We start from the raw sequence: 7,375 nt of genomic DNA, 5'->3' as shown, positions 1-7,375 counted from the left end.
CGCGGGAGACCAGTGCATCCACCACCGTTCGGGATGCGCCAGTTGACCAGGACTGGGTACAAGACTCACTCCTGCTCACTGACTAGGAACGGTTCGTCATGAAACAGGACGTCCGACAAACCGTGGGCGGACAGCATGAGGGGGCCGGGCCGACCAGGGGGCCAAACGAGACAGCCACACCGTGCGAATGGTCTGAGCGGGGCAGGGCGGGACGGGGACGCTCAAACCCAGTTGCGTCGAGCTGCCGCGACACCAGCGCCGAACCGGTTGGTGGTCCCCAACTCTGTGTAGAGGTCTTGGATCCGCCGCCGCAGCGTCCGCGTCGAAACCCCGAACTGGCGGGCGATGGCCTCGTCCTTGACCCCAGCGGCGAAGAGCGCAAGCAGGCTCCGCTCCTCGTCAGTGGGCTCCCGCTCCTCGTCGCCTTGGGCGGACGGCCCTGGTGACGGCAACGATTCGGAGTCGGGGCCACCACTCAGTGAGGGCGCAGTGGCCCAGTAACGCTCGAACAGCTCGGTCAATGCCTCCAGCAAGGGGGGCGCTTCGGTGTAGAGGCACTCGGTGCTGTCGGCGTCCAGGCTCAGCGAGACCATCGCCGCCGACCGGTCCGCCATCGCCAATTTGATCGGCAGCGTTGGTACGACCCTGGCTTCTTCCCCACGCGACACGAGACTGCCCAGTCCCTGCCAGCCACCTTCAGCATCGAAACTGGCGGCTGCGTAGACGACACGTACGCGCACCCCGCGCCGGACCGCCGCCTCGTCGAGTGGTCCGTTCGGAGCCAGTAGGAAGGGAGGGCGGTCCAGAGCGCAGAGTTCGGATCGGGCAGCCTGCTTCAGTCGGTAGTAGTAGTCACCGACCACCTCCGGGCCGCTGATCGTCCTGGTGGCGGGTTCGGTCGTACTGGCCCGTCTGACGTCGTCGAAGATCGCGCCGAGCGCCCCCGCCGCGTCCCGTACGGCAGCCAGTTGACGCTCGCGTGACTCCACCAGTGCTTGCAGCGCGTGACGAGGATCCACAGTGAGGAACTCCCCTGAGGATCGACGGCTGACCAATCCGGAGTGGTGCAGGCGTTCGAGCAACGCCAACGCCTGCTCCCACCCCAGTCCGCATGCCGTCACAAGGTTGTCGACAGTCCCGCCACCGCGTGTCAGTAGGTGGCGATAGACAGCCTCCGCCTCCGCATCGAGGCCAACCAAGGCCAAGGGGGCATCGCTTTCCATCGCTGCTCTCCGCTTCTGGCCTTCGCCGTGTCATATCGATCAGGAAATTACAAGCAGGGGCGGCGGCGAAAGAAACAGGCCCGGTTGTCGGCCGCCGGGTCAGGTCACTCGATCTGCTGTCTTCGCGTCGCTGCAAAGAACGACATCGTCGATCGGTTCGACGGGTCTGACGATCGGTACGAGAAGGTCAAGGATATGGCGCTGGGCTGCGGGCACGCAGGCCGGCCATACGGAGCATCATGACTGCTCGCGGCGTTGAGTCGGCACGACTGCCGGGGCGGCACCGGACCTGCCGTGTGACGATGCGTCACTAGGGTCAATCGAATTGCACCTTGTCATCGCTAGCATGCGCTGCCTCGGGCGGAAGATACCGATGCGGCATATCCGGGCCACACTGCGCAAGGTAGCGGCGGCCTGCTCACACGTGGGCTTTCTTGGGGATCTGGCACCTTCTCACACTCTTCAACATGTCCCACTTAGAGGTCAATTGTGCCGAATTGAAAGAATGCCACTTGGTGACATGGCACAGAAGTGCCAAAGAGTTGTCTTTACAGTGATGCGAACGGATGGCTGACTGCGGAGGTCTCCTGCACATCGAGTCCGTGAGGTTCCCTTGCCCATGCCTCCGTCCCGCAGACGCGGGTTGCCAGCCGCCGTCGCAGCCCTGGTGGTGCTGACGACCGCCGGTCCTGCCACCTCGGCCGACGCCGCTCCGACGTCCCCCTCCCCCAGAGCAACCGTCACCCCGGGTCCGGCGACCACGCGTACCGTCACGCTGATCACCGGCGACAAGGCCACGGTGACCGCCAATGGCAGCAGGCGCTCGGTCACGTCGGTGACCGATCCCCAGGGCAGGACCGGTGGCGCGCACGTCATGACGGTCGGCGACGACATCTATGTGTATCCCGACGCGGCGCTGCCCTACATCGCGTCCGGGGCGCTGGACGAGCACCTGTTCAACGTCACCGAGCTGCTCGCGGACGGCTACGACGACGCGCGCAGCGACCACCTGCCGCTGATCGTCACCTACACCGACGCCGCCGCTCGCTCCCGCAGCGCAAAGACCCCGGAGGGGGCGCGCAGGACCCTGACACTCAGCAGCATCCAGGGTGCCGCGATATCCGCCGACCACGCACAGGCGGCGGACTTCTGGTCCTCCCTCACCGGCACCCCGACGGGCTCAGCCGGGGCGCGTACGGCCGGGGCGGCGTCGCCGTCCGGACGGCTGACCGACGGGATCGCCAAGGTGTGGCTGGACGGCAAGGCCAAGGCCACGCTGTCCGACACCACCGCGCAGATCGGCGCCCCGGAGGTCTGGGCGGGCGGGGACACCGGGCAGGGCGTGGACGTCGCCGTCCTGGACACCGGCATCGACGCCGCGCACCCCGACTTCGCCGGCCGTATCGCGGCGACGCAGAGCTTCGTGCCCGACGAGGACGTCACCGACCGGCACGGCCACGGCACCCATGTCGCCTCCACCGTCGCCGGCACCGGCGCCGCGTCCGGCGGCACGGAGAAGGGTGTCGCGCCCGGTGCCTCGCTGCACATCGGCAAGGTCCTGGACAACCTCGGCAACGGCCAGGACTCCTGGATCCTGGCGGGCATGGAGTGGGCCGCCCGCGACCAGCACGCCAAGGTCGTCAGCATGAGCCTGGGCGGCGGACCCACCGACGGCACCGACCCCCTCAGCCAGGCCGTGAACCGGCTCAGCGAGGAGACCGGGGCGCTGTTCGTCATCGCGGCCGGCAACTCCGGCCCGGCGCCGTACAGCGTGAGCGCCCCCGGGGCAGCGGACGCCGCGCTGACGGTCGGCGCGGTGCACGGCCCGGGGAAGGGCGTGGACCAGCTGGCGAGCTTCTCCAGCCGCGGCCCGCGCGTGGGCGACAACGCCATCAAGCCCGATCTGACCGCCCCGGGTGTGGACGTGCTGGCGGCGCGCTCGCAGTACGCGCCGGAGGGCGAGGGCGCCTACCAGACGATGAGCGGCACCTCCATGGCGACGCCCCACGTCGCGGGTGCGGCGGCCCTGCTGGCTGCCAAACACCCGGACTGGACGGGGCAGCAACTCAAGGACGCGCTGGTCAGCACCACCTCGAGCACCCAGCGGTTCAGCCCCTTTCAGGCCGGCAGCGGGCGGCTGGACGTCGCCGCCGCGGTGAAGGCAACGCTGGTCGCCTCCGGGATCGCGTTCGCGCAGGCCCACTACCCGTACACGCCGGGCCAGACCGTCCGCAAGGACGTCACCTACACCAACACCGGGGCCGAGCCGGTCACCGTGGACCTGTCCCTGAGCCGGGACCAGTTGCCCGAGGGTCTGTTCACCCTCACCGACACCCGGCTGACCGTGCCCGCGCACGGCACCGCCACCATCGGCGTGATCACCCACCTCGACGCCGCACAGGACAACGCCGCCTACTCCGGCCTGCTCACCGCCACCGGCGCCGACGGCACGGTTCTCACCCGCACGCCGGTCGGTGTGAACAAGGAGGGCCGGCGCGTCACGCTGTCGGTCACGGCCAAGGACCGCCACGGGGCCGCCCTGCCCGGCACCCTGGTCCTCAAGGACGTCGAGCACAACACCGCGCCCAAGATGTACGAGATCGACGCTTCGGGCCGCATGAGCCTGCGCCTGTCCCCGGGCACGTACTCGGCGTGGATGAACACCGCCGTGCCCGGCATCGACGGCACGCACACGCTGGGCTTCGCGATGTTCTCCGCGCCGCAGATCGACCTCGACGCCGACCGCACCGTCCGCTTCGACGCCGCGGACCTGCGCAAGGCCGCCGCCTTCACCCCGCAGCCGACCGCCAACCAGTTCATGCGGGTGGACCAGTACCGCACCAACAGCGGCCTGTTCCCGTTCCTGGACAGCTACATGCCCGAGTACTGGCGGTACGACAGCCTCTGGGTGACCCCGACACCGAAGGTGACGAAGGGCTCGTACGTCTTCGCGACCCGCTGGCGGCAGGTCCAGCCGCCGCTGACGTTCTCCGCCGGTTCGCAGGCCTACGACGACGTCGTCATCCAGAGCCTGTCCCCCAAGCTGCCGGAGGGCACGGGCAGCTACCGGGCCGTCTGGGCCGGCGACGGCTCGGCCGCGGACTTCCGCGAGGTGAGGGTGCGCGGCCAGGTGGCGGTCGTGCGCCGCAGCGACAGCGTGCCCGCCCCGGACCAGGCCGCGGCCGCGGCGAAGGCCGGCGCCAGGCAGCTGCTGATCCTGAACGACGGCTACGGAAAGCTGGACCCCTGGGCGGACCTGCCGGACGCCGCCCCGCTGCCGGTGGCCTCGCTCGGCACCGACGACAGCGCACGGCTGCTGAGCCGGATCCGCAAGACCGGCACGGCGACGCTGAAGGTGGTCTCGCACCCCTATCCGCGCTACGTGTACGACCTGGTCCGCCACTACGACGGGGCGGTCCCCCGGGATCCGTCCTACCGGCCTGGCCCCGGCGAACTCGCCCGGATCGACGATGAGTTCCGCAATACCAAGCAGGGCGAGGCCGTCCAGTACCGCGAGGATGTGTCCGTCATCTTCGACAGCCCCATGCTCATCCAGCCGACGGCGGTTGCGGCCCAGGGCACGCTGACGTCATGGGTTTCGGCGGGCACGGACGCCCGATGGGTCTCCTCCGCGAGCATGCGTGATCTCTATCAGGGGGGCGTGGCGCGCTCGTACCAGTCGCGCAGCACCACCAGTGAGACCTGGTTCTCACCCATCCAGCACCCGCGGCTGCTGAACGACGACATCAACTGGCGGGCCCCGTACCGGACGGGCGACATCATCAGCACGTCGCGGCTGCCTGCCTGGGGCGACTCGGGCGGTCACGGGGGCGTCGCCTGGGTCGACGCCGACACGACGAAGATCTCGCTCTACCAGGGCGACCAGCTGCTCGGCGAGGACTTCAACGAGCGCATCATCTCTGCCGAGGGGCTGTCACCCGACCCGCTGCCCTACCGGATCGTGGTGGAGGGCAAGCGGAACCTGCCGGACCGGCCGTACTCGACGCGGACGCGCACCGAGTGGGCGTTCACCTCTGCCACCACGGACTACACGGTCCTCACACCTCTGCCCCTGGTGCAGCTCGACTACGCGGTGCCCACCGACCTGTCCGGCAAGGCGCACCGGCGGACCGGGCTGACGGTCACCCCGTCGCAGTTGACGGGCGCGGCGGGCACGGGGGCGATCCGTACGGTGACGCTGGAAGTGTCCTACGACGACGGCGCCACGTGGCACAAGGCAACGCTGCGGCAGTCGGGCGGCAATTGGAAGGCGCAGCTCGACGCGCCGGCGCGGGCCCGCTTCGCGAGCCTGCGCACCACGGCGCGGGACACGGAGGGGAACAGCGTGAGCCAGACCCTGATCCGCGCCTTCGGCTTGAAGTAGCAACGACGGGCGGCTGACGAAAAGGCCCCTGTCCGCGGAATCCACCGCGGACAGGGGCCCCTGTCCAACGCGGTCGCGTACGGCGGCACATGCACGGGTCAGCGGCTTTCTCGATCCAGAGCGCCGATCTCTCTTCCAAGCACCTGGTCGCTCTGCGCGTGCCACAGCCGTGCCACATGGGGTAAAACTCGAACCACGCACTCCCCCAAAGACAAAACGCTCCCTAAAGACGGGCTCCGCTCCTCCTCCACGACCGCGAACTCCGCCTTCCCCACGGTCAGAACGCCGTCCGTCAGCGGCGTGCACCGCACGCCGCCCTTGCCTCGCAGGGCGCGTTGCGCGCCCGGACCAATGACGGCGTCCATCCATGCGCAGGGTCGCGCGGGACGGCGTACGGCCAGCAGGACGAGGCCCGCGCCTGTGTCCAGCGACACCGTCGAGCCCACGTACGCGTCGATATCGACGCCGCGCAGCAGGATGTTCCGGCGTGTGAGTCCGAGATCGGCCTGCGGATTGATGTCCAGCGGCAGGTTCTCGGCCGACATGACCGTGACGGCGGCGTCGCGATGTGCCGGGCGCGCGTAGTAGCGGTCGCCCACGATGCCCAGGTTCCGCCGCACCTCGACGCTCCCGACCAGCTCCTGCCCGGGCGCGTCCGAGGGCCCCTCGGACGGCCGCCCCATGTACCGGTGCACCGGCGACACCAGCAACTGCACGACTTCCACCACGGACATACCGTCCACCCTAATCCGTGGGCGCTGGCGGGCGGCTCAGGAATGTGTCCGCTGCTGCTTGTTCCACTCTGCCCGTGAGAGAGCGGTGGGCCGCGGAAGCAGGACACCGTCCACGTACAGGTCGACGTGCTCGTTGTAGAAGGCGACCAACCCCGCGATGGCGGTGCACGACACCGTCGGGAAGTCGTACGCCCAAGCGAGATCGTCATGGATGACGGCCCCGCTCACGAACGACCAGTACCCGCTGGTCCTCCCCTTGTACGGGCACTCCGTCACCGTGGTCGAGGAACGCAGCAGAGTCCAGTCGACGAAGGCGCGCTCCACGTAGTAACGGGTCGGCAGGCCGGTTTCGAAGAGCTTCACCGAGGACGGCGCGTCCGCCAGGACAGTGCCGTCCACCTCCACGCGCACGCTGCTGGACGAGCGCAGCGCGTCCACCCGGGTGTACGGGCTCCTCGGGTGCACGAAGACCTGCTCATCCTCCTCGTACCACGCGTCGATCGCGTCCCACCGGAAACGGGCGGTGCCGATGAGTGCCTTCGGGGCTCCCTCGTCCCAGACCCAGGCCGCGCCCTCACGGACCTCGGAGCCCACCCGCAGCGAGTGCCGCCGCGCGGGGCCGGGGCCCAGCCGGCCGACGCGGCCGTCGTCGGTCAGGACGCCGTCGGCCAGATCCCTGAGCGGAATGCTGTACTGCGGATAGCCGGGCCACTCCCACACGTACAACGCGTGCCGGGTGTCGAACACCCACTGGCCGCAGACCTGTGCACGGATGCGTCGCGGCACCGGCTCGACATGCCCGGCCGGGACGATGAGACCCGGGTAGTTCACACTCTCATCCGCCATCGGCGATCACCTCGGTCCGCCCTGCCGCTTCCGTACACCCAGTTTGTCCGGCGGACGCGCGAACCGGCCACTGCAGGTGCCGACACATCATCCGCCCACCCATGAGGGCCGGGGCTGTCAAGCGTAGAAATGGTCCCGACCCTCGGCTTTTGTTCTTCGCCGAGGCGCTTTCGTTTGTGGGTGGTCTC

At 69.2% G+C, this 7,375-nt stretch carries 4 protein-coding genes; 1 reads left to right on the top strand and 3 read right to left on the bottom strand.

Going from position 1 to position 7,375, the window contains the following annotated elements; genetic code table 11:
• Positions 1-221 precede the first annotated feature (221 nt).
• The gene (locus ACWDA7_RS48500) at positions 222-1,223 is read right to left on the bottom strand and encodes a LuxR family transcriptional regulator (protein ID WP_450614055.1); all 1,002 of its coding nucleotides are present in this window, start codon (positions 1,221-1,223) and stop codon (positions 222-224) included.
• A 619-nt stretch (positions 1,224-1,842) separates the two neighbouring features.
• On the opposite strand from ACWDA7_RS48500, the gene ACWDA7_RS48495 reads away from it, so the two are divergent.
• Positions 1,843-5,607: a S8 family serine peptidase gene (locus ACWDA7_RS48495; protein ID WP_450614053.1), complete on the top strand. Its 3,765-nt coding sequence runs from the start codon at positions 1,843-1,845 to the stop codon at positions 5,605-5,607.
• Positions 5,608-5,705: 98 nt separating this feature from the next.
• Here the strand turns inward: ACWDA7_RS48495 and ACWDA7_RS48490 are convergent, their stop codons facing one another.
• On the bottom strand, positions 5,706-6,341 hold the full coding sequence (locus ACWDA7_RS48490) for a molybdenum cofactor biosysynthesis protein (RefSeq protein ID WP_450614051.1): 636 nt from the start codon (positions 6,339-6,341) through the stop codon (positions 5,706-5,708).
• A gap of 36 nt (positions 6,342-6,377) precedes the next feature.
• A complete protein-coding gene (locus ACWDA7_RS48485) occupies positions 6,378-7,187 on the bottom strand; it encodes a DUF427 domain-containing protein (protein ID WP_450614049.1) in 810 nt (269 codons plus the stop codon).
• Positions 7,188-7,375 lie beyond the last annotated feature (188 nt).

Source organism: Streptomyces sp. NPDC001156 (assembly GCF_053598275.1).
This window is presented reverse-complemented; position numbering and strand designations above follow the sequence as displayed.